Consider the following 25,218-nt stretch of genomic DNA (forward strand, 5'->3'; position numbering starts at 1 on the left):
GTCAGGCGTCCAATCCGTGCCGCCGCCGGCGCGCCGCGGTGAAGCCCAGCAATCCGATCGCGGCGAGCATCAGGCCAAGCTGCACGGGGCGGCTGGCCCGGGCCGAGAGAGCGTCGCCCCGATGCCCCTGTTCGCCTGGCGCGAGCGGGACCAGCGGGATCGTCGTCGCGACCTCTTTCACCGCCTGCTTGACCGTTCCGCGCGGGATCCGCGGCGTAGCGATCGCAACGCGCATGCGGCTGGCGAGCGGCACGACCGGCTTGGTCCGGCTTTTCATTTGCGCCATCGCCACCCCGGCGCAGGCTGCGGCCAGGACAAGCAGCACGGCTGCGACGGCACCAAAGCCCCAGAATTGTCCGTAGGTGATTGCGACCCAGCGGTAGAGGGCGATCAAACCGACGAAGAAGGCCGCGATCAGGAACAGCCCGGCCACCGCGAACAGTCCCGCCGCGACCGCGTAGGACGTTGCGCGCCCTGTGGCCTGGTTGGTGCGATCGCGCAGATAGGACTGTGCAGCGCGCTTGAGATGGTTGAGTTTCAGCGCCATGCCGGCGCGCAGTAATTCGCCCGATGGCGCGAGCATGCGGACATCCTCCGAGAGCGAGAGATTCGTCGGAGAATGAACGTGGCGGAATTTGACTTGTTCCGCCGAGGCGCGCTTGATCAGCCGAGATCGGCGGCCGCGATCCAGAACACCTCGCCCTCGGACTCCTCGGTGTCGAGCCAAAGCAGGGGCAGTTCCGGAAAGGCTTCGTCGACCAGGTCGCGGCCGCGACCGATCTCGCAGAGCAGGCCACCATCCGGCGTAAGATGGTTGGGCGCATCGCGCAGGATGCGGCGAACCACGTCGAGACCGTCGGCGCCGCCGTCGAAAGCAAGCTTCGGCTCGGCCCGGCACTCCGGCGGCAGTGCGGCCATGCCTTCGGCGTCGACGTAAGGCGGGTTGGTGATGATCAGATCGTATTTCTTGTTGCCGAGTGGGGTGAACAAATCGCCGCGATGCAGCGTGATCCGCTCATCGAGCCCATGTTCCCCGACGTTGCGCGCAGCGACTTCGAGTGCGCCCTTGGAGATGTCGACAGCATCGACCGTGGCATTCGGGAAGTGATACGCGGCGAGGATCGCAAGACATCCGGATCCCGTACACAGGTCGAGCACGCGCTCGACGGCCGTGGGATCGTCGATCAGCGAGCCCACCTCGCCGTCGCCACCGAAATGCGAATCCAGGAGCTCGCCGATGAAGGAGCGTGGAACGATGACGCGCTCGTCGACATAGAAGGGCAGGCCGCGCATGTAGATCTTGTTGACGAGATAGGCCGTCGGTTTGCGCGTCGTCACGCGCTGATGGACGAGATCGAGCAGGGTCTTGCCCTCCGCCGCGGTGAGGCGAGCGTGAGCAAAGCTCTCGAACTGGTCGGGATGCAGATGCAGGGCCTCGCAGACCAGGAAGACGGCTTCGGCGACCGGATCGGTCGTGCCGTGCGCGAACGCAAGCTTGGCTTCGACGAAACGGCTGACCGCATAGCGGACGAAATCGATCAGCGTGAGGAGCTCGCCGCGGCCGACCTTCGCAAGTTTTGGCGCGGCAGGGCCGCGCGTGGTCTTTTTCGAAACTCTTGCCATCAGGATTTGGTCCAGCGTGCGGCGGCCTCGTCGTCGCGGGCATGGGCTTCGACCCAGCCGGCGCCGGCGGCGCTCTCTTCCTTCTTCCAGAACGGCGCGCTGGTCTTGAGATAGTCCATCAGGAACTCGGCCGCCTCGAACGCCGCCCGGCGGTGCTGCGAGGCGGTGAGCACCAGCACGATGTTCTGGCCGGGCATGAACCGCCCGACACGATGGATGACCGTCACGCCATTGAGCGGCCAGCGCGACATGGCTTCGTCGACATGCCGCTTGATCTCTTCCTCGGCCATGCCGGGATAATGTTCGAGCGTAAGCGCCGCGATCTTCGAACTGTCGTCATCGGCGCGGCAGATGCCGGAGAAGCTGACGACCGCGCCGATATCGGTGCGGCTCCTGGTCAGGACCGCGATTTCGCGCGCAATGTCGAAATCGTCTTCCTGGATACGGATGGCGACGGGGCAGGTCATGGCCTAGCCGCTCCCACACCTCTCCCATAGGGAGAAGTCGCGCCGAAGGCGCGGGTGAGGAGATTCGCTCTCTCGTGAGACCTGTGCCCCCTTACCCGATTTGCTGCGCAAATCGACCTCTCCCCGTTGGGGAGAGGTGAGGCGACACCGTATGCTGGTCTGCATGTTAACATTGAGGTACTAGCCGCCGGTCATCGGCGGGAAAAATGCGATCTCGCGGGCGCCCGCGATCGCGGCATCCGCCTTGACATGGGCGTGGTCGATCGCGGTGCGGATCACCTTCGGCTTCTCGAAGGCATAGGCATAGGCCTCGCCCTGGCCGGACAGCCAGGCGATCAGCTCCTCGACGGTGCGCACGCTCGCGGGCGGCTCGATGATTTCCTCGGCCTTGCCGACGCGCTCGCGCACCCAGGCGAAATACTTCACCTTCATCCCTCGTCCTCCTTGATGAGGTGATGGATGCCGGCGCGGAAATAGTCGTAGCCGGTGTACATGGTCAGGATTGCCGAGGCCCACAACAGGACGAGGCCGATCAGCGAAACCATAGGAACGACCTCGTCGCCGGCGGGACCTGCAAGCAGGAAGCCGATGGCGACGAGCTGCACCGTGGTCTTCCATTTGGCGAGCTTGGTGACGGGCACGCTGACGCGGAGCGCCGCGAGGTATTCGCGCAGGCCTGAGACCAGGATCTCGCGGCACAGGATCACGATGGCGGCCCAAAGCGACCAGCCGTGGATGATGCCGTCGGCGGCCAGCATCAGCAGGCACGAGGCGACCAGCAGCTTGTCGGCGATCGGGTCGAGCATCCGGCCGAATGCCGATTGCTGATTCCAGATCCGCGCGTAATAGCCGTCGAGATAGTCCGTTACCGCCGCGCCGATGAAGATCGCGACCGCGACCCAGCGCAGCCACAGCGGATAGTCCATGATCGACTGCGCATAGATGCATCCGACCACGACCGGGATCGCGGCGATCCGGCCATAGGTCAGGATATTCGGGAGGGACATCGCGCGGCTGGTCGTCCCTCGTGTCGTGGCGATGTTCATCCGTCCTACCAATACCGCTCGAGCCTGAAGGTCAACCGTCCGGTCCCAAATGGCGTACGGGATACGACGACCATATGACTACAGCCCCTTTAGTTCACCCCGGCTGGGGATGGAAATAGTCGAATATCCTGCGAGCGCTTTCGGCGCTCACCCCAGGAACCTTGCCGAGATCGGCGATCGAGGCCCGCTCGATCTCCTTCAGGGTTCCGAAATGATGCAGCAAGGCACGTTTGCGTGACGGGCCGATGCCCGGAATCTCCTGCAAACCGGCCTCGCGGATGTCTTTCTTGCGCAGCTTGCGGTGCGAGCCGATGACGAAGCGGTGGGCCTCGTCGCGCAGGCGCTGGATGAAATAGAGCACGGGGTCGCGCGGCTCCAGCTTGATCGCCTCGCGCTCCGGCATGAACAGGGTCTCGCGGCCGGCATCCCGGTCCGGCCCTTTGGCGACCGACATCAGCGACACCTGGGTCAAGCCGAGATTGGCAAAGATCTCCCGGACGGCATTGAGCTGACCGCGGCCGCCGTCGATGATGACAAGGTCGGGCCATTGCGGGAAATCGTCGTCCTTGGCTTTGTTGTTTTCCTTGGCCGTACTCTCTTCGGGCGGATTGATCAGGCGCTTGAAGCGGCGCTCGAGCACCTCGCGCATCATGGCGAAGTCGTCGCCCGGTGTGATCCCTTCCGACTTGATGTTGAACTTGCGGTACTGGTTTTTGACGAAACCATCGGGGCCGGCGACGATCATGGCGCCGACCGCATTGGTGCCCTGGATGTGGCTGTTGTCGTAGACCTCGATGCGCTTCGGTGCATGCGGCAGGCTCAGCGTCGTAGCCATGGCGTCGAGCAGCCGGCTCTGGGTTGCTGTATCCGCGAGCTTGCGTCCGAGCGCCTCGCGCGCATTGGTCAGCGCGTGGGTGACGAGCTCCTTCTTCTCGCCGCGCTTGGGCGCGATGACCTCGACCTTGTGGCCGGCCTTGATCGACAGGGCATTGGCGAGCAGCTCGCTCTCCTCGATCTCGTGCGAGAGTAGGATGGTCTTTGGCGGCGGCTTGTCGTCGTAGAACTGGGCGAGGAAGGACCCCAGCACTTCCTCCGGCGTAAAGGTCTTCTCCGCGCGCGGGAAATAGGCGCGGTTGCCCCAGTTCTGCCCGGTGCGGAAGAAGAACACTTCGACACAGGAAAACCCGCCCTCCTGGTGGATGGCGAACACATCGGCTTCTTCCACGGTGCGCGGATTGATGCCCTGCTGCGACTGGATGGCCGACAGCGCTGCGAGGCGGTCGCGGTAGAGCGCGGCGCGCTCGAATTCGAGCTCGCCGGAGGCCTTCTCCATCTCGCCGGCGAGCTCCTGCTTCACCGCCTGGCTTTTGCCCGACAGGAAGTCGCCCGCCTCGCGCACCAGGGTTGCATAGCCGCCGAAGTCGATCTCGCGGGTGCAGGGGCCGGCGCAGCGGCGGATCTGGTAGAGCAGGCAGGGTCGGGTGCGGCTCTCGAAGAAGGAGTCCGTGCAGGAGCGGATCAGGAACGCGCGCTGCAGCGCCGTGATGGTGCGGTTGACGGCGCCGGCGGAGGCGAACGGGCCGAAATAGCGTCCGGGCCTGGTCTGTGCGCCGCGATGCTTCAGGATCTGCGGTGCCCAATGGTCGCCGGTGATCAGGATGTAGGGAAACGATTTGTCGTCGCGCAGCTGCACATTGAAGCGCGGCCGCAGCTGCTTGATCAGGTTGGCTTCCAGCAGCAGCGCCTCGGTCTCGGTCGTGGTCGAGACGATCTCCACGGTGACGGTGGCCGCGATCATGCGCAGGATGCGCGCCGGCAGCGGCGCGCTCTGGCGGGCGTAGTTGGACAGGCGTTTTTTGACGTTCTTGGCCTTGCCGACATAGAGCACGTCGGCATTCGCGCTGAGCATGCGATAGACGCCGGGTGAGGTGGGCGCGAGTCGGACCGCGCGCTCGATCGCCTCATGGCCGCTCGCCAGCGGCTCCTCGCCGATCGCGCCGCTCTCTTCCAGAATATCCGGCAGCCGCGCATCGTCCTCGTCATCGCCGCCGGCGGCCGCGGGATCGAGGTCCGGCGGTGTCGGCCCCTCGGACGAGGCCGTGGCGGTCGCGGCCGGCGGCGATTTGCGCGCGCGTGCGTCGTCCGGATTGTCGGGGGAATCGTGAACCATGGAGCGAATTTAGGCGCTGGGGGGACCGATTTGAAGTTCCGGCGGTACTGCGCGCCCAGGCTGGCGCCCGCAGTTCCCGGTAACGCTTCCTTAAGTCTGTTAACAGCGCGGTAACGGGTCTTAACAGGCCTTTAACTTAAAACTCTCGATAAATCTTACGCGAAAAAGTGGTGGTTCCTAACCATGCGGTCCGGCCTGGCGCGGCGGCGCAGCCATGGCACCCGGGTTACGGCAAGTTGCGTTGGAGAGTACCGATGAGGGGGTTCGTTGTGGGCGCGGCTGCGCTGGTCGCAGCCGGCTGGACAGCTTCGGCAGAGGCCGCCGATCTCAATTACGGCCAGCGTGCGCCCTATACCGTCAATCAGCCGCTCAATGCCTATAGCTGGGCCGGCCCGTATCTCGGCGCCAATCTCGGCTATGAATGGGGCTCGGTGAGCAACACCTCTGTGAAGCCCTCCGGCTTCGTCGGTGGCGTGCAGGCCGGCTACAATTTCCAGAACGGCCCATGGGTGTTCGGCGTCGAGGGCGACATCCAGGCTGCCGGCGCCGACGATACCTTCGCGCCGTGGAAGTTCTCCAATCCCTGGTTCGGCACGCTGCGCGGCCGCGCCGGCTATGCCTTCAGCAACGTCCTGTTTTACGGCACCGCCGGCCTCGCCTTCGGTGAGTTGCGTGCGCAGACATTCGGCTGGACGGAGTCGCACACCACGGCCGGCTGGACCGCCGGCGTCGGCGCCGAAGTCGGCTTCGCGCCGAACTGGAGCGCGAAGCTCGAATATCTCTACATCGATCTGTCGTCGAGCCAGTTCGCAATTACAGGCGTGTCAAACGGCTATAGCGCCAGCGTTGTTCGCGCAGGCGTGAACTATCACTTCTGATAGCCAAATAAGAAAATACCGGACTAGAGCCTCCCGGCCGCCTGCGGCCGGGATTTTTTTTGCGGCAGGTTGTCGGGTCAGGTCAGCTACGAAAGGATCACTAAATTGACCGCCTTCGGCCCCTTCCCCTTCTTGTCCGGTTCGACTTCGAATGTGATACGCTGTCCTTCGGCAAGGTCCTTCAGTCCTGCCCGCTCCACAGCGGTGATGTGAACGAAGACATCGCGACCGCCGTCATCCGGCTTGATGAAGCCGTAGCCGCGCTCGCCGTTGAAGAACTTAACCGTTCCCGTCATGGCCATCGGGAAACTCCCCCTCATTGCTCCTCCGTCGCGACGCAGACGCACGTCACGACATGACCGGGCATCACGAAGCCCGGGAGCTGGCCATCCTTGGGCAGACCATTCGGTCCGACCGGATCTTTATTAGGCCTTCACTCCGCCGCAACCATTCGCGGAAGCGGAACGCAAAGCCAGTCACAGAAACAGCATAATACGGTTCTCTGCAGATTGACTACCGCTCCTGCATATTTTTCCCAAGAATGCCGGAGTGTTACGGCCTCGGCACCTCTAATCGGAATCTGGCAGCACCACCCTGGCCGAGCGGCATTTCCAGCTCCGGCAGGATCGTCTTGAGCTCGCTTTGCAGCGTGTACGGCGGATTGACGATCAGCAGTCCAGTCGAGGTGAGTGCTGCACCGTCGACTTGCGGCGCGACGCTGAATTCAAGCCGCAGGCATTTGCCCTGCGGTTTTGCTGCAGCTGCGGCCCGCGCCACAAGTTGCGCCAGCGCGTCCGTGGCGCGTCGGCTCTTGGCTGGGTACCAGATTACATAGATACCGGTCGGCCATTTTGCGAAGGCCGTGGAGAAGGCCTCGCCCAGTCGTTCGAACTCGTCTTTCGCCTCGAACGGCGGATCGATCAGCACCAGCCCGCGCCGCTCCTTCGGCGGCACGAAAGCCGGCAGCGCCATCCAACCGTCGAGATCGACCACGCGGGCCTGTTCGTCGCGCCGCAGCACGTCGATCAGTGCCTTGCGCGCCTTCGGCTCGAGCTCGCAGGCCACGAGCCGGTCCTGCGGCCGCATCAAGCCGCGCGCGATCAGCGGCGAGCCCGGATAAGCCTTGAGTTCACCCTTGGGATTGAAGGCGCGGACGATGTCGAGATAGGGCTTGGTCAGCGCGACGCTCTCATTGGAAAGGCGCGCCTGCATCAGCCGCGCGATCCCGGTCAGCCACTCGCCGCTGCGGCGCGCCTCGTCGCTATCGAGATCATAGAGGCCGGCGCCGGCATGGGTGTCGATGACGCGGAAGGCGGCTGGCTTGTCCTGCAAATAAGTGAGGATGCGCGCCAGCACGATGTGCTTGATGACATCGGCGAAGTTGCCGGCGTGAAAGGCGTGGCGATAATTCATGGCGGAGAGTTACGACATCGCGCATGAAAAGTAACTGTCATCATTCCGGGCCGGTGCGCTAGCACCGAACCTGGAATCCATTTCGCCACCGAGAATGCCGAGCGATGGATTCCGGGCTCGCACTTTGCGCGCCCCGGAATGACGACCTCGAGGGCGTACTAACCACCCCTGATCGGCGGCATCGTCACCTGGTCGCGGCGGCAGGCGCGGCGTTCGATCTCGTCGCAAGCGCGGAATTGCAGGTCCTTGCTCAGGCAGATGCGGACTTCCGACAGGCGTGTCCGGTTGCAGGTGACCGAGACGGCCGCGTTGCTCAGGCCGGGATTGGCCTTGATGAAGGCTTCTTCCACCTCACCCGGCGCCACGGTCTTGGCCTGCGACAGGTCGAGATATTCGGCCGGTATCTTGATTGCGGCGCGCGCCTTGCGGATCGTTTCGAAGTAATTGCGGCCGTCGAGCCCGGAACAGGTGCCGTGCTTGTCCCATTCGTTGAAGATCAGCCCCGGCGCCGGCATCAAATCGAGCATCGAGGAGACGATGTTGCGGTTCAGCCGCGGCGACGGCCGCTGGCAATATTCCGGAAAGCCGCTCTCATATTGCGGCCACAGCCCGTGCACCACGAAGGAATAGGGCCGTCCCTCGCACTGGATGTTCGAGCTCTTGCTGCTACGACCGCGCTCGGCCGCTTCCTCGCAGAAGGATGGCGACCACGACAGCGACAGCACGTAGAAATCGAATTCCCCAGGTGCGTTCTGTCGCTTGTCCTGCGCCTTCGCGCCGCCGGCCAGGGAGATCAGACCTGCGGCAAGAGTCAGCGAGATCACGAGACGGGCGAACGAATGCAATCTAAAATGAAACATGGCAACGCCTCTCAACTAGACTGTGCAAAGAGCCTAGCAGGCAATAAGAACATTTCAAGAACAAAATTCGGGCGATGCCGGTTGACCGCTTGATCGATCCGAATCGGGGCTCTTCAGATCAAGGCTTGTCAGATCAAGGCTTGGCGGCGCGGCAGGCCGGATTGTAGGCCCAGTTGCGGTCGAGACCGACCACGCACCATTCCACGCCCTGATCGTAACCCGCGAAGCCGCCATCCTCGATGATCGAGAAGTGCACCTTGCGCACCTTGCCGTCATTGAGCATGGCCTCGCCGGTGCAGTAACGGCGCGGAATATTGTCGGACGCCCAGGGCCGGAAGGCGGTCTCGCGAACGGCCGCGAAGCCCGTGATCTTCAACGGCGAATTCCAGAACGAGCTTTCCTTCTCGCCGAACTGGTAGGCGATCGTCGGCAGCGCCTTGTCGCAATCGGCGACCCTGCCGTCATAGCGCGGCCCGCTCAGCCAGAAGTTCATCTCGAGCGGATTGGCGGCCCTGGCCTCACCGAGCGACAGCGCCCCGAACATGAGGCCGAGACCGGCGGCAAAACCGAGCGATTTCAGGGAGGTCGAGGCGCGCATGGGCAATCCAGACAGAATGATCTGCGAGGTTCGGACGGTGCCGCGAAGGGCGGGGGAGGTCAAGTGCAGCGCGGCAACACTTGGCCAGGAGTTGATCACAACGTCGCAGTCAGCCGGTCTTCCGTTCTTTTCACCGCCGCGCCGGCACCGTAAACTGATGCCAACCAATCGGAGTGACGGGAATGCGAATCATTGCGGCCGCGGGCCTTCTTGCCAGCCTGGTTGTCTCGGGGATGATGGCGAGCCAATCAGCGCGCGCCGACATCCTGCCGGTGCCGCCTTTCAAGGGCAACGACACCGGCGGCATCATCGCCTATTCCATGGCAACACAGACCGATGCGCGCCAGGTCGCGGTCGATCACTGCGCGCGCTACGGCAAGGTGGTGAAATTCCTCGCGGTGCAGGCCTATGAGGGCGGCTACATTTCGTTTGCCTGCCGCTGGGTGCCCTACGGTGCGGCCGACCGGCCGATCCGCACGCTCTACTGAGGCGTTTCGGAACGCCAAGATCAAGGCCACGACATCTCAGCGGGGAGTCTCTCCTATGACGCGCAAGCTTGCTTTGCTCGGATCGGCCGTTTGCCTCGCGTTGTCGACGGGATATGCCGTCGCTGACGATCTGCCGGTGCGTAAGGCTGGTCTCTGGGAATTGAAGATGGTCAGGACCGGCTCGGCGATGCCGGAAATGACCATGCAGCATTGCACTGACGAGGCCGTCGACAAGGAGATGAACAACAACGTCTCGCCGATGGCCAAGCAAGTCTGCTCCAAGCAGGACGTCAAGAAGACGGCGACCGGCTATGTCAGCGATTCCGAGTGCAACGTCGCCGGCATGTCCACCACCTCGCATGCCGAGATCACCGGCGACTTCAATTCGGCCTACACGGTGAAGACCACCTCGCATGCGCAAGGCGGCGTCGCCGGCGCCGCGGGGCGCGACACCACCATGACGCTGGAAGCGAAATGGCTCGGCGCCTGCAAGCCGGAGCAGAAGCCCGGCGATATCGTGATGCCCGGCGGCTTCAAGATGAACGTGCGCGACGTCGACAAGCTGAAGGCGCTGCTGCCGAAGTAGGCGCCGTCGTTGCGGGGAAATCGGTGCGCCCCCTCGCCCCGTTCTTACGGGCCGCGAGCTTCGCTCGCGCTGAAAGGGCTGGGGTGAGGGGCATCTCTCCGCGCATGAGATTGTCGCGAGACCTGTACCCCGTCACCCGAATTCGATCTCTCCCCGCGAGCGGGGCGAGGTAAGGAAAGCTAGACCGGAATCCGCACGCTCGCCCTCAGTCCGCCCATCGGGCTGTCGCCGAGCGTGATGTCGCCGCCATGCGAGCGGGCGATGTCGCGGGCGATGGCGAGCCCCAAGCCCGTGCCGCCTTCATCCTGGTTGCGGGCGTTGTCCAGCCGCAGGAACGGCTTGAACACCTCTTCGCGCAAATGCGCGGGAATGCCGGGACCGTCGTCGTCGACCGTCACGGTCAGATAGCGGTGATCGCGCTGGCCGGAGATGGCGATGGCCTTGCCGTAGCGCGCGGCGTTGGTGACGAGGTTGGCGAGGCAGCGCTTGAACGAGGCCGGCTTCACCGTCACCACAGGCAGGCCGCTGAAGGTCACCGTCGCGGTGTGGCCGTGGCGCTCGGCGTCGTTGCGCAGTTCCTCGAGCGCCTGCGCCATGTCGGTCGGCTGCGATTGCTCGCCGGAATCGCCGCGGGCAAAGGCGAGGTAATCCTCCAGCATCATCGACATCTCGTCGACGTCCTTGCGCATCCCCTCGAGCTCGGGGCTGTCGCCGATCAGCGCCAACTCGAGCTTGAAGCGGGTCAGGATGGTGCGCAGATCGTGGCTGACGCCGGCGAGCATCGCCGTGCGCTGCTCCATGGTGCGCTCGATGCGCGACTTCATCTCGAGGAAGGCGCCCGCCGCGCGCCGCACCTCGCGCGCGCCGCGGGGGCGGAAGTTCGGCGCCTCGCGGCCCTTGCCGAAACTTTCGGCGGCATCCGCAAGCCGCAGGATCGGCTTGATCTGGTTGCGTAGGAACAGCACCGACACGATCAGCAGGATCGAGGACGTGCCGACCATCCAGAACAGGAAGATCTCCGAATTCGAAGCGTAGGCGGCACTGCGCGGCGCGAAAATGCGCATCACGGCATCGTCGACCTGAACGCGGATCTCGACCTGATTGGAATTGCCGACAGTGTCGATCCAGAACGGACGATTGAGCTGTCGTCTCAATTGTACTGAGAGCGTCTGGTCGAGCAGCGAGAAGAACGGCTTTGGTCCGGGCGGCGGCATGTCGCCGGGAGGAAGGAAATCGACCACGAACTGCATGCGTACGGCGATGCGGCGTAGTTCCGTGCGATCCTTGTCCTGCGGATATCCCTTGTAGACATCAACGAGACTGCCGACGTCCTGCGCCACTGCTTGCGACAGCCGCCGCGTCACCGTGTTCCAGTGCCGCTCCATGAACACGAAGGCGACCACGGTCTGCAGGATCACCATCGGCACGATCATGATCAGCAGCGCGCGGGCATAGAGGCCGGTCGGCATCCAGCCCTTGAACGCATTGCCCATCCAGCCATTGACGGCAGAGACGCGCCCGGCGGCGCTCTTCAAAAGCGTCAAGCCGGTATCGATCGTGCTCATCGGTCGCGCTTCACTGTTCTTACGGCGAGGCCACGAGCCGGTAGCCGATGCCGCGCACCGCCTGCAGGAATAGCGGATTGGCGGGATCGGTCTCGATCTTGCGTCGCAGGCGGTTGATCTGCACGTCGACGGCGCGCTCGTTGACGCTGCCATTGCCGGTCAGTGCGCTGCGCGGCACGGTCTCGCCCGGCGACTCCGAGAGAATCCGCAGCATCTCGCGCTCGCGGTCGGTAAGGTGGATGACCTCCTCGCCCTGGCGGAGCTCGCCGCGATCGAGATGGTAGACGTAGGGACCGAATGCGATCTTCTCCACCGCCGGGGCCTGGATCGGCGGCGCGGCGCGCTTGAGGATGTTGTTGATGCGCAGCGCCAGCTCGCGCGGCTCGAACGGCTTTGCGACGTAATCGTCGGCACCGATCTGAAGGCCCTCGATGCGGGCCTCGGCCTCGTGGCGCGCCGTCAGCATCACGATCGGCACCGAGGAGGATGTGCGGATGAACCGGGCGAGATCGAAGCCGGTCTCGCCGGGCATCATGACGTCGAGGATCAGCAAATCGAAATGCAAGCCAAGTAATTTCGCGCGGGCATCGCCGGCGCTGGCGGCGGTGGTGACGCGATAGCCTTCGGCCGCGAGAAAGCGCGACAAGAGATCGCGGATGCGGCGATCATCGTCGACCAGCAAGAGATGCGGGGCGTCGTCAGCCGGTTGCACCGGCGGGCGGGCGAGCGTGGCAGCGAGCGGCACGGTCACTCCTTTGAGTCTTGATGGACGGTGGCGAAGATCGTCTCCAGCACCTTGTCCGGATCGTCGCGGTCGATCATTGCGCGCAGGAAGCGCTTGACCGTCTCGGCATCCTGCGGCGCCATCTCGGCGAGCGCCTTGGTGATACGCGTGGTTTGGAGGCCGGCGAGCTTTTGCACCAGCGCTTCGCCCTTCGGCGTCGCGTAGAGCAGGCGCTGGCGGCGGTCATTGTCGCCGGTCTTCTGCACGATATAGCCCTCGTCCAGCAGCTGCTTGAGCACGCGGCCGAGCGACTGCTTGGTGATGCGCAGGACGTCGAGCAGGTCCGCGACCTTCAGCCCGGGATAGCGATAGACGAAATGCATGACCCGGTGGTGAGCCCGGCCGAAGCCGAACGCCTCCAGCTCCTGGTCGGGATCGCCGACGAAATCGCGGTAGGCGAAGAACAGCAGCTCGATGATATCCCAGCGCAAATTGCCTCCATCGCCTGCCGCCGGCCGTGGCTCGGCAGCGTCTTGAGAGGAAGTCGCGAAATTTATGTCAGGCATATTGACGTATCTTGGTTTCAATGTTACAAAACGATCAGCCCGCACGAAATTTTAGATCGCTTCGCGTCGGGTGGCATTTCCAGGAGCGGCCGGAGTGAGCCGGACAGGCGGCAACGGCCGGATCAGATCTACCGTGCGATTGTCGAGCGGCATTTCGGCAAAACATACTGGACTTCCGCCTTCCGCAAAAGCATGTCCTCGGAAGACATGCTGGCCACGGAAACCGGCCGTAACAAGGCTGGCGGTGGTCCGGCCAGAAACCACATCAAGCCAGCCGAGCCCGAAAACGGGCAGGCGGGCGCCAGAACAGCGCCGCCACCGGCAGCGGGAGGCAAGGACATGAGCATGAAATTCGACATCCAGCCCGCAACCAATCCGACACCCGAAAAGGACCGCGTCGCCAAGCTGGTGGATCCCGGCTTCGGACGCGTCTTCACCGATCACATGGCGATCGTCCGCTACAACCAGGCCAAGGGCGGCTGGTACGAGGCGAAGATCGAGGCGCGCGCCAACTTCCAGCTCGATCCGGCCGGCGCCGTCCTGCACTACGCCCAGGAAATTTTCGAAGGCCTCAAGGCCTACAAGCGCGACGACGGCGGCGTGAATCTGTTCCGCCCCGACGCCAATGCGCGCCGTTTCAGGGACTCCGCCGACCGCATGGCGATGGCGCAACTGCCCGAGGACGTCTTCATCGAGGCGGTCGAGCAGGTCGTGCGCATCGATCGCGCCTGGATGCCGGGCGGCGAGGGCAGCCTTTACCTGCGCCCCTTCATGATCGCGAGCGAGACCTTCCTCGGCGTGAAGCCGTCCGCCGAATACATCTTCGCGGTGATCGCTTCGCCGGTCGGCTCCTATTTCAAGGGCGGACCCGCCCCGGTTTCGATCTGGGTGTCGGAGAATTACACGCGCGCCGCCGTCGGCGGCACCGGCGCCGTCAAATGCGGTGGCAATTACGCGGCGAGCCTGCGCGCGCAGGCCGAAGCGATCCAGCATGGCTGCGATCAGGTCGTCTTCCTCGATGCGGTCGAGCGCCGCTACATCGAGGAGCTCGGCGGCATGAACGTGTTCTTCGTGTTCGACGACGGCTCGCTGTCGACGCCGCCGCTCGGCACCATCCTGCCCGGCATCACCCGCGACTCCATCATCGCGCTCGCCCGCGACGCCGGAAAGACCGTGCGCGAGGAGCCGTATTCGCTGGACCAGTGGCGCAAGGATGCAGGCTCCGGCAGGCTGAAAGAAGCGTTCGCCTGCGGCACCGCCGCCGTGATCTCGCCGATCGGCAAGGTGCGCTCGGTGAGCGGCGATTTCGAGATCAGCGGCGGCGCCGCCGGTCCCGTCGCCATGGGTCTGCGCAAGCAGCTCGTCGATATCCAGTACGGCCGCACCAACGATCCGCACAACTGGATCCGCAAGGTGCTGTAAGTGCTCATCTTCCCGTCGTTTCGGGAAGAGGCGCTTTCTTCCCTTCTCCTCCTGTGGGAGAAGGTGGCGCGAAGCGCCGGATGAGGGGTTCTATCCGCGCCTACGAATTAGAGTTGCGTGCCGCGGAGAGAACCCCTCACCCGGCATCGCGTGCCGCGAAGCCACCTCTCCCACAAGGGGAGAGGTGCACCATCCGGGTTGCGGCACTGTTCATCGGTTGATAGCAACGTCCCATGAAAGACAAGGCCAAAAAACCCCAGAAACTGAAGGCGCGCCTGCCGCGCGGGCTCGAGGATCGCGACCCCTCCGCGATCCGGGCGACGCGCGAGATGGTCGAGAAGATCCGCGCCGTCTACGAGCTCTACGGGTTCGAGCCGGTGGAGACGCCGGCGATGGAATACACCGACGCGCTCGGCAAGTTCCTGCCCGATCAGGACCGCCCGAACGAGGGCGTGTTCTCGTTCCAGGACGACGACGAGCAATGGATTTCGCTGCGCTACGACCTGACCGCGCCGCTCGCGCGCTATGTCGGCGAGCGCTACGGCACCGATGGTCTGGTGCTGCCCTATCGCAGCTATCGCGTCGGCTACGTCTTCCGCAACGAGAAACCCGGCCCCGGCCGCTTCCGCCAGTTCATGCAATTCGATGCCGATACAGTCGGCTCGGCGACGCCGGCTGCGGATGCCGAGATCTGCATGATGGCCGCTGACACGATGGAAGCGCTGGGCGTTGCGCGCGGCCAATACGTCGTGAAGGTGAACAATCGCAAAGTGCTCGACGGCGTTCTGGAAGCCATCGGGCTCGCGGGTGAGGAGAACGCAGGGCGCCGGCTGACCGTCCTGCGCGCGATCGACAAGCTCGACAAGTTCTCTGCCGACGAAGTGCGCAAATTGCTCGGTCCCGGACGATGGGACGGCGGCGAGGAAGGCAAGGGCGACTTCACGAAGGGCGCTAATCTGAGCGAAGCTGAAGCCGACGTCGTCCTCGCCATCACCAGGCCGCGCGACAATTGGAAAGACGCAATTGCTGCCGCCGAGACCTACCTCGCCAAGAGCGAAGTCGGGCAGGCCGGAGTGAGCGAGCTGGAAGAGATTGCCAAGCTGGTGGCGGCGTCGGGTTACGGTGCAGACCGCATCAAGATCGACCCGTCTGTCGTGCGCGGCCTCGAATATTACACCGGTCCCGTCTACGAGGTCGAATTGCTGCTGGACACCAAGGACGAGAAGGGCCGTCCCGTGCGCTTCGGTTCGGTCGGCGGCGGTGGACGCTACGACGGCCTCGTCTCGCGCTTTCGCGGCGAGCCGGTGCCCGCGACCGGTTTCTCGATCGGCGTGTCGCGGCTCCAGGCCGCGCTCACGCTGCTCGGCAAGCTCGACACGCGGCCCGAAGTCGGCCCCGTCGTCGTCACCGTGTTCGATCGCGACCGCGTCGCCGACTATCAGAAGATGGTCGCGTCGTTGCGCACCGCCGGCATCCGTGCCGAGCTCTATCTCGGCAATCCCAAGAACATGGGTAACCAGCTCAAATACGCCGATCGCCGCAACTCGCCTTGCGTGATCATCCAGGGCTCGGATGAAAAGGCGCGTGGCGAACTGCAGATCAAGGATCTCGTCGAGGGCGCGAAAGCGGCCGCCGCGATCGCCTCCAACCAGGAATGGCGCGAGACGCGGCCGGCGCAGTTCTCGTGCAGCGAAGCAGATCTCGTCGCCAAGGTGCGCGAGGTGCTGGCGCGCCATGACGTAAAGTGGGGATAGCCATTCCGGCAGGCCGCCATGCCCGGGCTTGTCCCGGGCATCCACGTCTTGTTTGATACCGATGACCGTGGATGGCCGGGACAAGCTCGGCCATGACGGAGAGGCGACAGGGAGAAATAATATGCCTGAGATCACCGTCAGCATGGCCGAAGGCCGCACCGACGAGCAGAAGGCCGGCATGATGCGCGACATCACGCAGGCACTGGTGAAGAATCTCGGCGTCGACGCCGATGCCGTCGTCATCCAGATCAACGAAGCCCCGCTCCGCCACAAGATGAAGGGCGGCAAGACGTTCGTGGAGCGCGCAGCGGCGGCGAAGAAGTGACGCGTTAGCGTCATTCCGGGGCAGCCCGACGGGGCTGAACCCCAATGCGCGAGTGCGCATTGGGGAATCCCGATCGACAATCTCTGGATTCCGGGTTCGCGCTTGGCGCGCCCCGGAACGACGAGCAAGAACCATGGACGCACGCGACTTCATCAAAATCGGCATGAGCGCCGAGCGCACGCTGGTGGTACCGGCCGAGCGCACGGTCGGGCATTTCGTGCCCGGCATGCCGATGGTCTATGCGACGCCGATGATGATCCTCGAGATGGAGATGACGTCGGGCGATGCGATCCGCTCAGTGCTGCAGCCGGGCTGGGTCACCGTCGGCACCGAGGTCGACATCCGCCATCTCGCCGCAGCGCTCGTCGGCGCGATGGTGCGGACCACCGCGAAGGTGATCGCGGTCGAGCGCCGCGTGATCCGCTTCGAGGTCGAGGCCTTCGAGGGTACGCGCAAGCTTGGCGAAGGCCGCCATGCGCGCGGGCTCGTGAATGTCGCGATGTTCAACAAGCGGTTGGGCGCGTAGCCGCTACTTCGCCAATTCCTTCGACCGCTTCGTCGCCGCGGCAATCGCGCGGACCATCAGGTCGTGCAAGCCCGGCTCGCCCATCAGCACGCCGAGCGCCGCCGCCGTGGTGCCGCCAGGCGAGGTGACGTTCTGGCGCAACGTGCTGGAGGGAAGATCCGACTGGTGCAGCAACTCACCGGAGCCCGCGACCGTCTCGCGCGCAAGCTTCGTCGCCAGCGCTTCGGGCAATCCGGCTTCGACACCGGCCCGCGCGAGCTCTTCGGCCAGCAGGAACACATAGGCCGGGCCGGAGCCGGAGACGGCGGTGACCGCGTCCATCAGGTGTTCATCGTCCACCCATTCGACCGAGCCGGTGGCGCGCAGCAAAGCATCGGCCACCGCGCGCTGCGCGGCACTCACGTTCTTTGCCGCGACTGCGACGGTGATGCCGCGGCCGATCGCGGCCGGTGTGTTCGGCATCGCGCGCACCACGGCGCCGCCACAGATCTCCTCGAGCGATGCGATCGTGGTCCCCGCCATGATCGAGACCACGGACGTCTTCTCCGACACGAACGACTTCAGCCTGCCGCCAGCCTCGCGGAACATCTGCGGCTTCACCGCGACGACCATCGTCTCGACAGGGCCTGCCGCTTTCACGTCGGGATTGAGCGCGACGCCCTTGGCGGCCAATGCGGTGATCTCGGGCGAGAGATGCGGATCGACCACCGCGAGGCGGCGCGGATCGAGCCCACTCGCAAGCCATCCGGTCAACATCGCACCGCCCATCTTGCCGGCGCCGGCGAGCAGGATGGTGCCGGTGATGTCTTGGAGAGTGCTGCTTGCCACTGTGGTCACCAAATCCCGTCGTCCTGGCGAAAGCCAGGACCCATTACCCCGACTGGTTCTAGTGGATGGAGGGCAGAGCAACAAGCATCGCGGGTGAGTGAGAGAGCTCGCGGTATGGGTCCTGGCTTTCGCCAGGACGACGATGCGGAACTAGCTTTGCACTCCTCACACAGCGGACCCTACGCCTCGCCCACCGTATCGAACATCGCGGCGTCCATGGCCTGCGCGGTAGTCTTGCCTGCCCACACCACGAACTGGAAGGCCGGGAAGTAACGCTCGCAGGCGTGGATGGCGCCGGCGAGCATGGCTTCGCATTGTGCGGTCGAGGCGGTGAGGCCGCCCGGCAGCACCAGCGCCTGACGATGCATGATCATGCCGGTGTTGGTCCACAGGTCGAAATGGCCGACCCACAACTGCTCGTTGATTGCGGCAACCAGCCGCTGCACTTCGCCGCGGCGCGCGACCGGAATCTTCATGTCGAACGCGCAGGCCAGATGCAGCGCCTCGATCTCGCCCATCCAGGTGAAGGAGATCTGGTAGTCCGTCCATTGTCCCTTCGAGACAATGGTCAGTTCGTCTTCGCCGGAGCGTTCGAACGGCCAGTTGTTGCTGGCAGCGATATCCTCGACCACCGCGAGCGGATGGCTTCTGGAATCGATAGCGCCTTCGAGCAGGGACATGCCGTCTCGACCTCTTGCCTTCTTGTTGTCTTTGATACGCACGCGGTTGGGTCCGGCGCGCGCTCCCTAACGTCGTCGATCTCGGGATTTGCTTTCGCGATCTCCCCGGAACCGGCGCGGCCTGTCGCGGATCAACTGATGTGATTTGCGGAATCTGCGCAACTGGGTCCCGAGTCCGTCCACAAGCCAGGACTCGTTCGTCCACAGCTCATCTCGGACACAATTATTAATTTGAGAACAAATCGGAATCGGATTGAGTCGCCGGGTTCAATCGTTAATTCCGTCGCCCGGGGCTGCATCGCCATGGCGGCATGGGTCCATGCGGCTTTTGCTGCGGAACACGCTTGCTTGCGACCCCGGACCGGCGTCATATTTACGGCAGGTCGCTCATCCCGGGCGGCCGATGTTCTCAGGGCGGGGTGAAAGTCCCCACCGGCGGTAAGGGCCGAAAGGCCTAAGCCCGCGAGCGCCTTCCCCAAGGATTTTTCCTGACGGGAAAGGGTCAGCAGATTCGGTGCGACTCCGAAGCCGACGGTTAAAGTCCGGATGAAAGAGAACGGTCGGTGGCAGACGCATCGCAAGGTGCGGCTGTTGGTCGTTCCGTGTGCCCTGATTCTGGTCCTTTGAAGGAAAGCCATGAATCAGATGTTGCAAGATCCCCAAGTTCAAACTTCCAAAGCCGAAACGCCCCAAAGCCAGCCACCGGTTCCACAGGATCCGGTGAAGGAGCATCCGCGCTTCGCAAAGCCGCAGCGGGTGGCCTTCGTGCAGGCCAGCTGGCACCGCGACGTCGTCGCGGAGGCCCGCATCGCCTTCATGAAGGAGGCCGAGGCGCGCCACCTCACCCATGTCGACGTGTTCGAGGTGCCGGGCTCGTTCGAGATCCCGCTGCATGCGCAGGTTCTCGCCAAGACGCGGCGCTACACGGCGATCGTCGCGGCCGGACTTGTCGTTGACGGTGGCATCTATCGCCACGAGTTCGTCGCCGACACCGTGATCAAGGCGTTGATGGACGTGCAGCTCCGCACCGAGGTGCCGGTGTTCTCGGCGGTGCTGACGCCGCAGCAATTCCACGAGACCGAGGTGCACTACGATTTCTTCCGCAGGCACTTTGCGATCAAGGGCGTCGAGGTCGCGGCAGCCTGTGCAGAGACATTGCTCGGCCTGGAGCGCCTGCGCGGCCAGGTCGCGGCGGGAATTGTGTGAGGAAGTAGGGCTCTCACTCCTCATCCTGATCAGGATGACGGATGAAACAGCTCTTCACACGCCGCTGATTGTCAATCCCGCCGCCGTCCCTATAAAGTCGGCGGCGGGAGGAGGCCGTGCCGTGGAGACGGGCGGTCGGCAAGATCATGTTCGAAGGACACGATCCCTATCTCGTCGCGCTCTCTGTGGCGGTCGCGAGCCTGGGTGGCTATACCGGCTTTGCGCTTGCGGCTCGCATCCGCAACACGCCCGGCGTCAGTAACCGGCTGCTGCTCGCGGGTGCGGCTGCGTTTCTCGCCGTCGGTATCTGGACCATGCATTTCGTCGGCATGCTGGCCGCGCCGCTGCCGCCCGACACCGTCTATCTGGTGCTGCCCACCATCATCTCGTTCCTGATCTGCGCACTGGTGGTCGGCATCTCGTTGTTCTTTGTCTCGATCGGCGAGCCCAGTTTGAAGCGGGTGGCGTCGTCGGCCGTGCTGCTCGGCGTCGGTATCGCCAGCATGCATTATGTCGGGATCCACGGGCTCGCCGGGTCCTTTGCCATCACGCATGACAAGACGATGGTGCTGCTGTCGGTTCTCGTTGCGATCGTCACGGCCTATGGCGGCCTGCGCGCCTTCCTGGCGCAGCAGGAAGGCGTTCGGCTGATCGTCAGTTCGATTGTTTTCGGCATGGCCGTCTCCGGCATGCATTACACCGCGATGCTCGGCATGCATTTCGAGCCACTGACGGGCGAGGCGCATCACCATGCCGGCGGCGGCCTCGCCGCGTCGCAACAAATCCTGTCGATCGTCGTGGCAGTGCTGTGCTTCGTCATTGCCGCCGGATTCTTGCTGTCGCTCGTCCCGGATCAACGCCGGCAGGCTCCGGCCAGCGTGGCCGCCGATCCGGTTGCCCCGTCCGTCGCGCCGGCTGAACCGATTGCCGCGCCTGCCATATCGCCGCGCCCGGTTGCGCCGCTCGGGGGCCTCGGCCAGCCGCCCCGTGCGCCGGTCCCCCGATTGCCGGTCGAAAGCGCCGACGGGACGCATTTCATCGACACCGCCAATGTCCGCAGCGTCCGGGCCGATGCGCACTACACCCGCGTCCACGACGGCACCCGCGAGCGGATGTGTCCGTGGTCGATCTCGGAGGCCGAGGCGCAGCTCGATCCCTCGCTGTTCCTCCGGGTGCACCGCAGCCACATCGTCGCGATCCCCCATGTCGCGCTGGTCCGGAAAGAGGGCGACGGCGCTGTGCTTGAGCTCGACGGCCCGTCGCCGCACCGGGTGCCGGTGAGCCGCGCCAAGATCGCCGAGGTGAAGGCCCGGCTGGGGCTGGCGAGCCGGCGGCAGGCTTAGTTACAGAACTCCGCTCTTTCACTCCCTCGCCCCGGTCTGAACATCTTCGCCGGGAGAGGGTGGGGTGAGGGGCCTCTCTCCTCGCATACGACTGTCGAGACACCTGTACCCCCTCATCCGGATTGCATCTCGCGATGCAATCCGACCTCTCCCCGCAAGCGGGGCGAGGTGAATGGTCTCCGCCCCTGACGCAATTCGTGCGTCTCCACCCGCAATTCGTGCAAAAAGCCCATCTTTGTGCCCGAACGATTGCGACTTGCCCGGTCCGGAGAGACCGTCCCCTCCAACGTCCGCGCCCTCAAGCGCCAAGGACGATTGTGGGAGGAGACGATGATCCCGGGACCATTCAGCTATCACCGGCCGGCGAGTGTCGCTGACGCCGTCAAGCTTTTATCCGACCTCGGCGAGGATGCGCGGCCGCTGGCCGGCGGGCACAGCCTGGTGCCGATGATGAAGCTTCGGCTCGCCACCCCCGCCCATCTGATCGATCTGCACGGCATCGCCGCGTTGAAGGGCATCAGCCGCAATGGCAACAATCTCGTCATCGGCGCCATGACCACCCAGCACGAGCTGCTGGCCTCCGACGACGTCGCCAAATCGATGCCGATCCTGCACGAGGCGGCGCTGCTGATAGCCGATCCGCAGGTGCGCTACCGCGGCACGATCGGCGGCAATGTCGCCAATGGTGATCCCGGCAACGACATGCCGGCGCTGATGATGACGCTGGGCGCGACCTACCGCCTCGAAGGCGCCAGTGGCGCCCGTGACGTTCCGGCCGCCGACTTCTATCAGGGCGCCTATTTCACCGCGCTCGAGCCGGGCGAGATTCTCACGTCCGTCTCGGTCCCGGTGCCGGCGGCCGGCCATGGCTACGCCTATGAAAAGCTCAAGCGCAAGGTCGGCGACTACGCGACGGCGGCTGCCGCCGTCGTGCTGACGATGTCCGGGGGCAAGGTCGCGACCTGTACGATCGGCCTGACCAATGTTCACGAGACGCCGCTGCTCGCCGCTGATGCCGCCAAGGCCGTGATCGGGACCGGCCTCGATGCGGCGACGCTGAAGAAAGCGGCCGCGGCGGCCGAAGCGATCATGGCGCCGGCCGCGGATGCCCGCGGGCCCGTCGAATACCGAAAACATGTCGGCGGCATCATGGTGACGCGGGCGCTGCAGCGCGCAGCCAGCCGAGCGAAGTAAGGGAGGGACTGATGACCAAAACACACGTCACCATGAAGGTGAACGGCGCCGAGGTCGAAGGCCTCGTCGAGCCGCGCACGCTGCTGGTGCATTTCATCCGCGAAAATCTGCAGATGACCGGCACCCATATCGGCTGCGAGACCACGCATTGCGGCGCCTGCACCGTCGACATCGACGGCATGTCGGTGAAGTCCTGCACGATGTTCGCGGTGCAGGCGCAAGGCAGCGACATTACGACCGTCGAAGGCATGGCCAATGCCGACGGCACGCTCTCCGCGCTGCAGGAAGGTTTCCGCATGATGCACGGCCTGCAATGCGGCTTCTGCACGCCCGGCATGATCATGCGCGCGCATCGGCTGTTGCAGGAGAATCCGTCGCCGAGCGAGCAGGAGATCCGGATGGGCATCTCCGGCAACATCTGCCGCTGCACCGGTTACCAGAACATCGTCAAAGCCATTCAATACGCGAGCGCCAAGATCAACGGCGTGGAATTCCGGGAGGCCGCAGAATGAACGACATGACTCCCACGCGGGAACAACGCGAAGCCGCACTCGAAGGCATGGGCTGCAAGCGCAAGCGCGTCGAGGACATCCGCTTCACGCAAGGCAAGGGCAATTACGTCGACGACGTCAAGCTGCCGGGCATGCTGCACGGCGACTTCGTCCGCTCGCCGCATCCGCATGCACGCGTCCAAAAGATCGACGACAGCGAGGCATTGAAGGTGCCGGGCGTGCTCGCGGTCATCACCGCCGAGACGCTGAAGACCGTCAACCTCGCCTGGATGCCGACGCTCGCCGGCGACGTGCAGATGGTTCTGGCCGACGGCAAGGTGCTGTTCCAGAACCAGGAGGTTGCCTTCGTCGTCGCGACCGATCGCTATGCGGCCGATGACGGCATCAACAAGGTGATCGTCGAGTACGAACCGTTGCCGCCGCTGGTCGATCCCTTCAAGTCGATGGACAAGGATGCGCCGGTGCTGCGCGAGGACCTCGTCGGCAAGATGTCCGGCGCGCATGGCCCGCGCAAGCATGACAACCACATTTTCGAGTGGACCGTCGGCGACAAGGAGCTGACCGACGCGGCCTTCAATAAGGCCGAAGTCACGATCAAGGAGATGATCTCCTATCACCGCACCCATCCGTCGCCGCTGGAGACCTGCCAGTGCGTCTGCTCCTTCGACAAGATCAAGGGCGAGCTGACGATCTACGGCACGTTCCAGGCTCCGCATGTGATCCGCACCGTGGTGGCGCTGATCGCGAAGCTGCCCGAGCAGAAGATCCATGTGATCGCGCCCGATATCGGTGGCGGTTTCGGCAACAAGGTCGGTGCCTATCCCGGCTACATCTGTGCGGCGGTGGCCTCCATCGTCACCGGCAAGCCGGTGAAATGGGTCGAGGACCGCATCGAGAACCTGACCGCGACCTCGTTTGCGCGCGACTATCACATGACCACTGAGATCGCGGCGACGAAGGACGGCAAGGTCACCGGGCTTCGCGTCCACGTGCTCGCCGATCACGGTGCGTTCGACGCCTGCGCCGACCCGTCGAAATGGCCGGCTGGCTTCTTCAATATCGTCACGGGGTCCTACGACTTCCCGACCGCGCACCTGGCTGTCGACGGGGTCTACACCAACAAGGCGCCCGGCGGCGTCGCCTATCGCTGCTCGTTCCGCGTCACGGAGGCCGCCTACTGCATCGAGCGCGGCATGGATATTTTGGCGCAGAAGCTCAAGATGGATCCCGCCGAGCTGCGCCTGAAGAATTTCATCAAGCCGGAGCAGTTCCCGTATCACTCGGCGCTGGGCTGGGAATACGATTCCGGCGACTACCACACCGCCATGCGCAAGATGATGGAGACGACGGGTTACGCCGCGCTTCGCAAGGAGCAGGAAGAGAAGCGTGCAGCCTTCAAACGCGGGGAGACCCGCGAGATCATGGGCCTCGGCGTCTCCTTCTTCACCGAGATCGTCGGCGCCGGCCCGTCGAAGAATTGCGACATCTTGGGCATCGCGATGTTCGATTCCTGCGAGATCCGCATGCATCCGACCGGTGCGGGCATCGCGCGCATGGGCACCAAGAGCCAGGGCCAGGGCCACGAGACCACCTGGGCCCAGATCATCGCGACTGAGATCGGCATTCCCGCCGACAACATCATGGTGGAGGAGGGCAACACCGACACCGCGCCTTACGGCCTCGGCACCTACGGTTCGCGCTCGACGCCGGTGGCGGGTGCTGCGATCGCGATGGCCGCGCGAAAGATCAAGGCCAAGGCGCAGATGATCGCGGCCTACAAGCTCGAGGTTCACGAGGACGATCTCGAATTCGACATCGACGGCTTCCGGGTGAAGGGGCTGCCGGAGAAATTCATGTCGATGAAGGATATCTGCTGGGCGGCCTACAACTCGGTGCCCCCTGGCATGGAGCCGGGGCTGGAAGCGGTCAGCTACTACGATCCGCCCAACATGACCTATCCGTTCGGTGCCTATCTCTGCGTGATGGACATCGACGTCGATACGGGCGTGTACAAGGTCCGGCGCTTCTACGCGCTCGACGATTGCGGCACCCGCATCAATCCGATGATCATCGAGGGTCAGGTGCATGGCGGCCTGACCGAGGCCTTCGCCATCGCGATGGGCCAGGAGATCCGCTACGACGACGTCGGCAACGTCGTCACCGGCTCGTTCATGGACTTCTTCATGCCGACTGCGGTGGAGACGCCGCATTGGGAGACCGACTTCACCGTCACCCCGTCGCCGCATCACCCGATCGGTGCCAAGGGTGTCGGCGAAAGCCCGAATGTCGGCGGCGTGCCGGCCTTCTCTAACGCAGTCAACGACGCGTTCTCGTTCTTAGGGAGCACGCACATCCAGATGCCGCACGATTTCTGGCGCAATTGGAAAGCGGCGAAGGAACTGGGAGCGGTGGCGTAGTCTGGCCGTCATTGCGAGCGAAGCGAA

At 64.3% G+C, this 25,218-nt stretch carries 27 protein-coding genes and 1 riboswitch; of the genes, 12 read left to right on the top strand and 15 right to left on the bottom strand.

The features are described from left to right. Nucleotide 1 precedes the first annotated feature (1 nt). The 6 genes from JQ587_RS26560 to uvrC all read right to left on the bottom strand — a co-directional run bounded on the left by JQ587_RS26560 (nt 2) and on the right by uvrC (nt 5,306). Nucleotides 2–583 carry a phage holin family protein gene (locus JQ587_RS26560; RefSeq protein ID WP_212427286.1) on the bottom strand — a complete coding sequence of 194 codons (582 nt, stop codon included), beginning with the start codon at nt 581–583 and terminating at the stop codon, nt 2–4. Between the two features lie 80 nt (nt 584–663). Continuing rightward, the gene (gene prmB / locus JQ587_RS26565) at nt 664–1,623 is read right to left on the bottom strand and encodes a 50S ribosomal protein L3 N(5)-glutamine methyltransferase (RefSeq protein WP_212427287.1); all 960 of its coding nucleotides are present in this window, start codon (nt 1,621–1,623) and stop codon (nt 664–666) included. Next, the gene (locus tag JQ587_RS26570) at nt 1,623–2,090 is read right to left on the bottom strand and encodes a molybdenum cofactor biosynthesis protein MoaE (protein ID WP_212427288.1); all 468 of its coding nucleotides are present in this window, start codon (nt 2,088–2,090) and stop codon (nt 1,623–1,625) included. Before JQ587_RS26570 ends, prmB begins: the two co-directional genes overlap by 1 nt. 180 nt (nt 2,091–2,270) lie before the next feature. Continuing rightward, complete coding sequence (moaD, locus tag JQ587_RS26575) at nt 2,271–2,522, bottom strand: molybdopterin converting factor subunit 1 (protein WP_212427289.1); 252 nt, start codon at nt 2,520–2,522, stop codon at nt 2,271–2,273. After that, the gene (pgsA, locus tag JQ587_RS26580) at nt 2,519–3,136 is read right to left on the bottom strand and encodes a CDP-diacylglycerol--glycerol-3-phosphate 3-phosphatidyltransferase (protein ID WP_148751106.1); all 618 of its coding nucleotides are present in this window, start codon (nt 3,134–3,136) and stop codon (nt 2,519–2,521) included. The genes moaD and pgsA overlap by 4 nt, the downstream gene beginning before the upstream one ends. A 94-nt stretch (nt 3,137–3,230) precedes the next feature. Continuing rightward, entirely contained in the window at nt 3,231–5,306 is a 2,076-nt protein-coding gene (gene uvrC, locus JQ587_RS26585) for an excinuclease ABC subunit UvrC (protein ID WP_212427290.1), read from the bottom strand. Between the two features lie 254 nt (nt 5,307–5,560). Between uvrC and JQ587_RS26590 the strand changes: the two genes are divergently transcribed. Beyond that, nucleotides 5,561–6,184 carry an outer membrane protein gene (locus JQ587_RS26590; RefSeq protein ID WP_212297080.1) on the top strand — a complete coding sequence of 208 codons (624 nt, stop codon included), beginning with the start codon at nt 5,561–5,563 and terminating at the stop codon, nt 6,182–6,184. A gap of 86 nt (nt 6,185–6,270) precedes the next feature. Here JQ587_RS26590 and JQ587_RS26595 read toward each other — a convergent pair whose 3' ends face one another. The 4 genes from JQ587_RS26595 to JQ587_RS26610 all read right to left on the bottom strand — a co-directional run bounded on the left by JQ587_RS26595 (nt 6,271) and on the right by JQ587_RS26610 (nt 9,055). Beyond that, the gene (locus JQ587_RS26595) at nt 6,271–6,486 is read right to left on the bottom strand and encodes a cold-shock protein (protein ID WP_008544396.1); all 216 of its coding nucleotides are present in this window, start codon (nt 6,484–6,486) and stop codon (nt 6,271–6,273) included. A 250-nt stretch (nt 6,487–6,736) separates the two neighbouring features. Continuing rightward, on the bottom strand, nt 6,737–7,597 hold the full coding sequence (locus JQ587_RS26600) for a 23S rRNA (adenine(2030)-N(6))-methyltransferase RlmJ (RefSeq protein WP_212427291.1): 861 nt from the start codon (nt 7,595–7,597) through the stop codon (nt 6,737–6,739). 158 nt (nt 7,598–7,755) lie between these two features. Then, the gene (locus JQ587_RS26605) at nt 7,756–8,457 is read right to left on the bottom strand and encodes a ribonuclease T2 family protein (protein WP_212427292.1); all 702 of its coding nucleotides are present in this window, start codon (nt 8,455–8,457) and stop codon (nt 7,756–7,758) included. Nucleotides 8,458–8,590: 133 nt separating this feature from the next. Further along, entirely contained in the window at nt 8,591–9,055 is a 465-nt protein-coding gene (locus JQ587_RS26610) for a hypothetical protein (RefSeq protein WP_212297077.1), read from the bottom strand. Nucleotides 9,056–9,237: 182 nt separating this feature from the next. Here JQ587_RS26610 and JQ587_RS26615 point away from each other — a divergent pair, with 182 nt between their 5' ends. Next, on the top strand, nt 9,238–9,543 hold the full coding sequence (locus tag JQ587_RS26615; protein WP_200513004.1) for a hypothetical protein: 306 nt from the start codon (nt 9,238–9,240) through the stop codon (nt 9,541–9,543). A gap of 55 nt (nt 9,544–9,598) precedes the next feature. Continuing rightward, nucleotides 9,599–10,129, top strand: a complete 531-nt coding sequence (locus tag JQ587_RS26620; RefSeq protein WP_212427293.1) for a DUF3617 domain-containing protein — start codon at nt 9,599–9,601, stop codon at nt 10,127–10,129. 179 nt (nt 10,130–10,308) lie between these two features. On the opposite strand, the gene JQ587_RS26625 is transcribed toward JQ587_RS26620, so the two are convergent. From JQ587_RS26625 to JQ587_RS26635, 3 genes are read right to left on the bottom strand one after another with little or no spacing between them, the layout of a single operon-like run. Further along, a complete protein-coding gene (locus JQ587_RS26625; RefSeq protein ID WP_212427294.1) occupies nt 10,309–11,694 on the bottom strand; it encodes an ATP-binding protein in 1,386 nt (461 codons plus the stop codon). A gap of 19 nt (nt 11,695–11,713) precedes the next feature. Next, a complete protein-coding gene (locus JQ587_RS26630; protein ID WP_212297073.1) occupies nt 11,714–12,445 on the bottom strand; it encodes a response regulator in 732 nt (243 codons plus the stop codon). Then, the gene (locus JQ587_RS26635) at nt 12,442–12,984 is read right to left on the bottom strand and encodes a MarR family winged helix-turn-helix transcriptional regulator (RefSeq protein ID WP_212297072.1); all 543 of its coding nucleotides are present in this window, start codon (nt 12,982–12,984) and stop codon (nt 12,442–12,444) included. The genes JQ587_RS26630 and JQ587_RS26635 overlap by 4 nt, the downstream gene beginning before the upstream one ends. 339 nt (nt 12,985–13,323) lie before the next feature. Between JQ587_RS26635 and JQ587_RS26640 the strand changes: the two genes are divergently transcribed. The 4 genes from JQ587_RS26640 (at nt 13,324) to JQ587_RS26655 (ending at nt 17,011) form a co-directional block, all read left to right on the top strand. Beyond that, nucleotides 13,324–14,406, top strand: a complete 1,083-nt coding sequence (locus tag JQ587_RS26640) for a branched-chain amino acid aminotransferase (RefSeq protein WP_212297070.1) — start codon at nt 13,324–13,326, stop codon at nt 14,404–14,406. Nucleotides 14,407–14,639: 233 nt separating this feature from the next. Next, entirely contained in the window at nt 14,640–16,160 is a 1,521-nt protein-coding gene (gene hisS / locus JQ587_RS26645) for a histidine--tRNA ligase (protein WP_212297069.1), read from the top strand. A 121-nt stretch (nt 16,161–16,281) separates the two neighbouring features. Next, complete coding sequence (locus JQ587_RS26650) at nt 16,282–16,485, top strand: tautomerase family protein (protein WP_008144861.1); 204 nt, start codon at nt 16,282–16,284, stop codon at nt 16,483–16,485. 133 nt (nt 16,486–16,618) lie between these two features. Beyond that, complete coding sequence (locus JQ587_RS26655; RefSeq protein ID WP_212427295.1) at nt 16,619–17,011, top strand: thioesterase family protein; 393 nt, start codon at nt 16,619–16,621, stop codon at nt 17,009–17,011. A gap of 3 nt (nt 17,012–17,014) precedes the next feature. Here JQ587_RS26655 and proC read toward each other — a convergent pair whose 3' ends face one another. Together proC and JQ587_RS26665 are read right to left on the bottom strand one after the other, a co-directional pair. Beyond that, complete coding sequence (gene proC, locus JQ587_RS26660; protein ID WP_212427296.1) at nt 17,015–17,839, bottom strand: pyrroline-5-carboxylate reductase; 825 nt, start codon at nt 17,837–17,839, stop codon at nt 17,015–17,017. Between the two features lie 179 nt (nt 17,840–18,018). Then, nucleotides 18,019–18,519, bottom strand: a complete 501-nt coding sequence (locus JQ587_RS26665) for a type III secretion system chaperone family protein (RefSeq protein ID WP_212297066.1) — start codon at nt 18,517–18,519, stop codon at nt 18,019–18,021. Nucleotides 18,520–18,920: 401 nt separating this feature from the next. After that, nucleotides 18,921–19,081: riboswitch (FMN riboswitch) on the top strand. Nucleotides 19,082–19,155: 74 nt separating this feature from the next. Between JQ587_RS26665 and JQ587_RS26670 the strand changes: the two genes are divergently transcribed. From JQ587_RS26670 to JQ587_RS26690, 5 genes are all read left to right on the top strand, one after another. Continuing rightward, nucleotides 19,156–19,725 carry a 6,7-dimethyl-8-ribityllumazine synthase gene (locus tag JQ587_RS26670; RefSeq protein ID WP_212427297.1) on the top strand — a complete coding sequence of 190 codons (570 nt, stop codon included), beginning with the start codon at nt 19,156–19,158 and terminating at the stop codon, nt 19,723–19,725. Between the two features lie 146 nt (nt 19,726–19,871). Continuing rightward, nucleotides 19,872–21,068, top strand: a complete 1,197-nt coding sequence (locus tag JQ587_RS26675; protein WP_212427368.1) for an MHYT domain-containing protein — start codon at nt 19,872–19,874, stop codon at nt 21,066–21,068. 330 nt (nt 21,069–21,398) lie between these two features. Next, nucleotides 21,399–22,262, top strand: coding sequence for an FAD binding domain-containing protein (locus JQ587_RS26680; RefSeq protein ID WP_212427298.1), 864 nt, complete (start codon nt 21,399–21,401; stop codon nt 22,260–22,262). 11 nt (nt 22,263–22,273) lie between these two features. Then, nucleotides 22,274–22,774 carry a (2Fe-2S)-binding protein gene (locus JQ587_RS26685; protein WP_212297063.1) on the top strand — a complete coding sequence of 167 codons (501 nt, stop codon included), beginning with the start codon at nt 22,274–22,276 and terminating at the stop codon, nt 22,772–22,774. Continuing rightward, a complete protein-coding gene (locus JQ587_RS26690) occupies nt 22,771–25,191 on the top strand; it encodes an aerobic carbon-monoxide dehydrogenase large subunit (protein ID WP_212427299.1) in 2,421 nt (806 codons plus the stop codon). The genes JQ587_RS26685 and JQ587_RS26690 overlap by 4 nt, the downstream gene beginning before the upstream one ends. Nucleotides 25,192–25,218: the final 27 nt, after the last annotated feature.

This window comes from Bradyrhizobium manausense (assembly GCF_018130615.1).
GTDB lineage: Bacteria > Pseudomonadota > Alphaproteobacteria > Rhizobiales > Xanthobacteraceae > Bradyrhizobium > Bradyrhizobium manausense_A.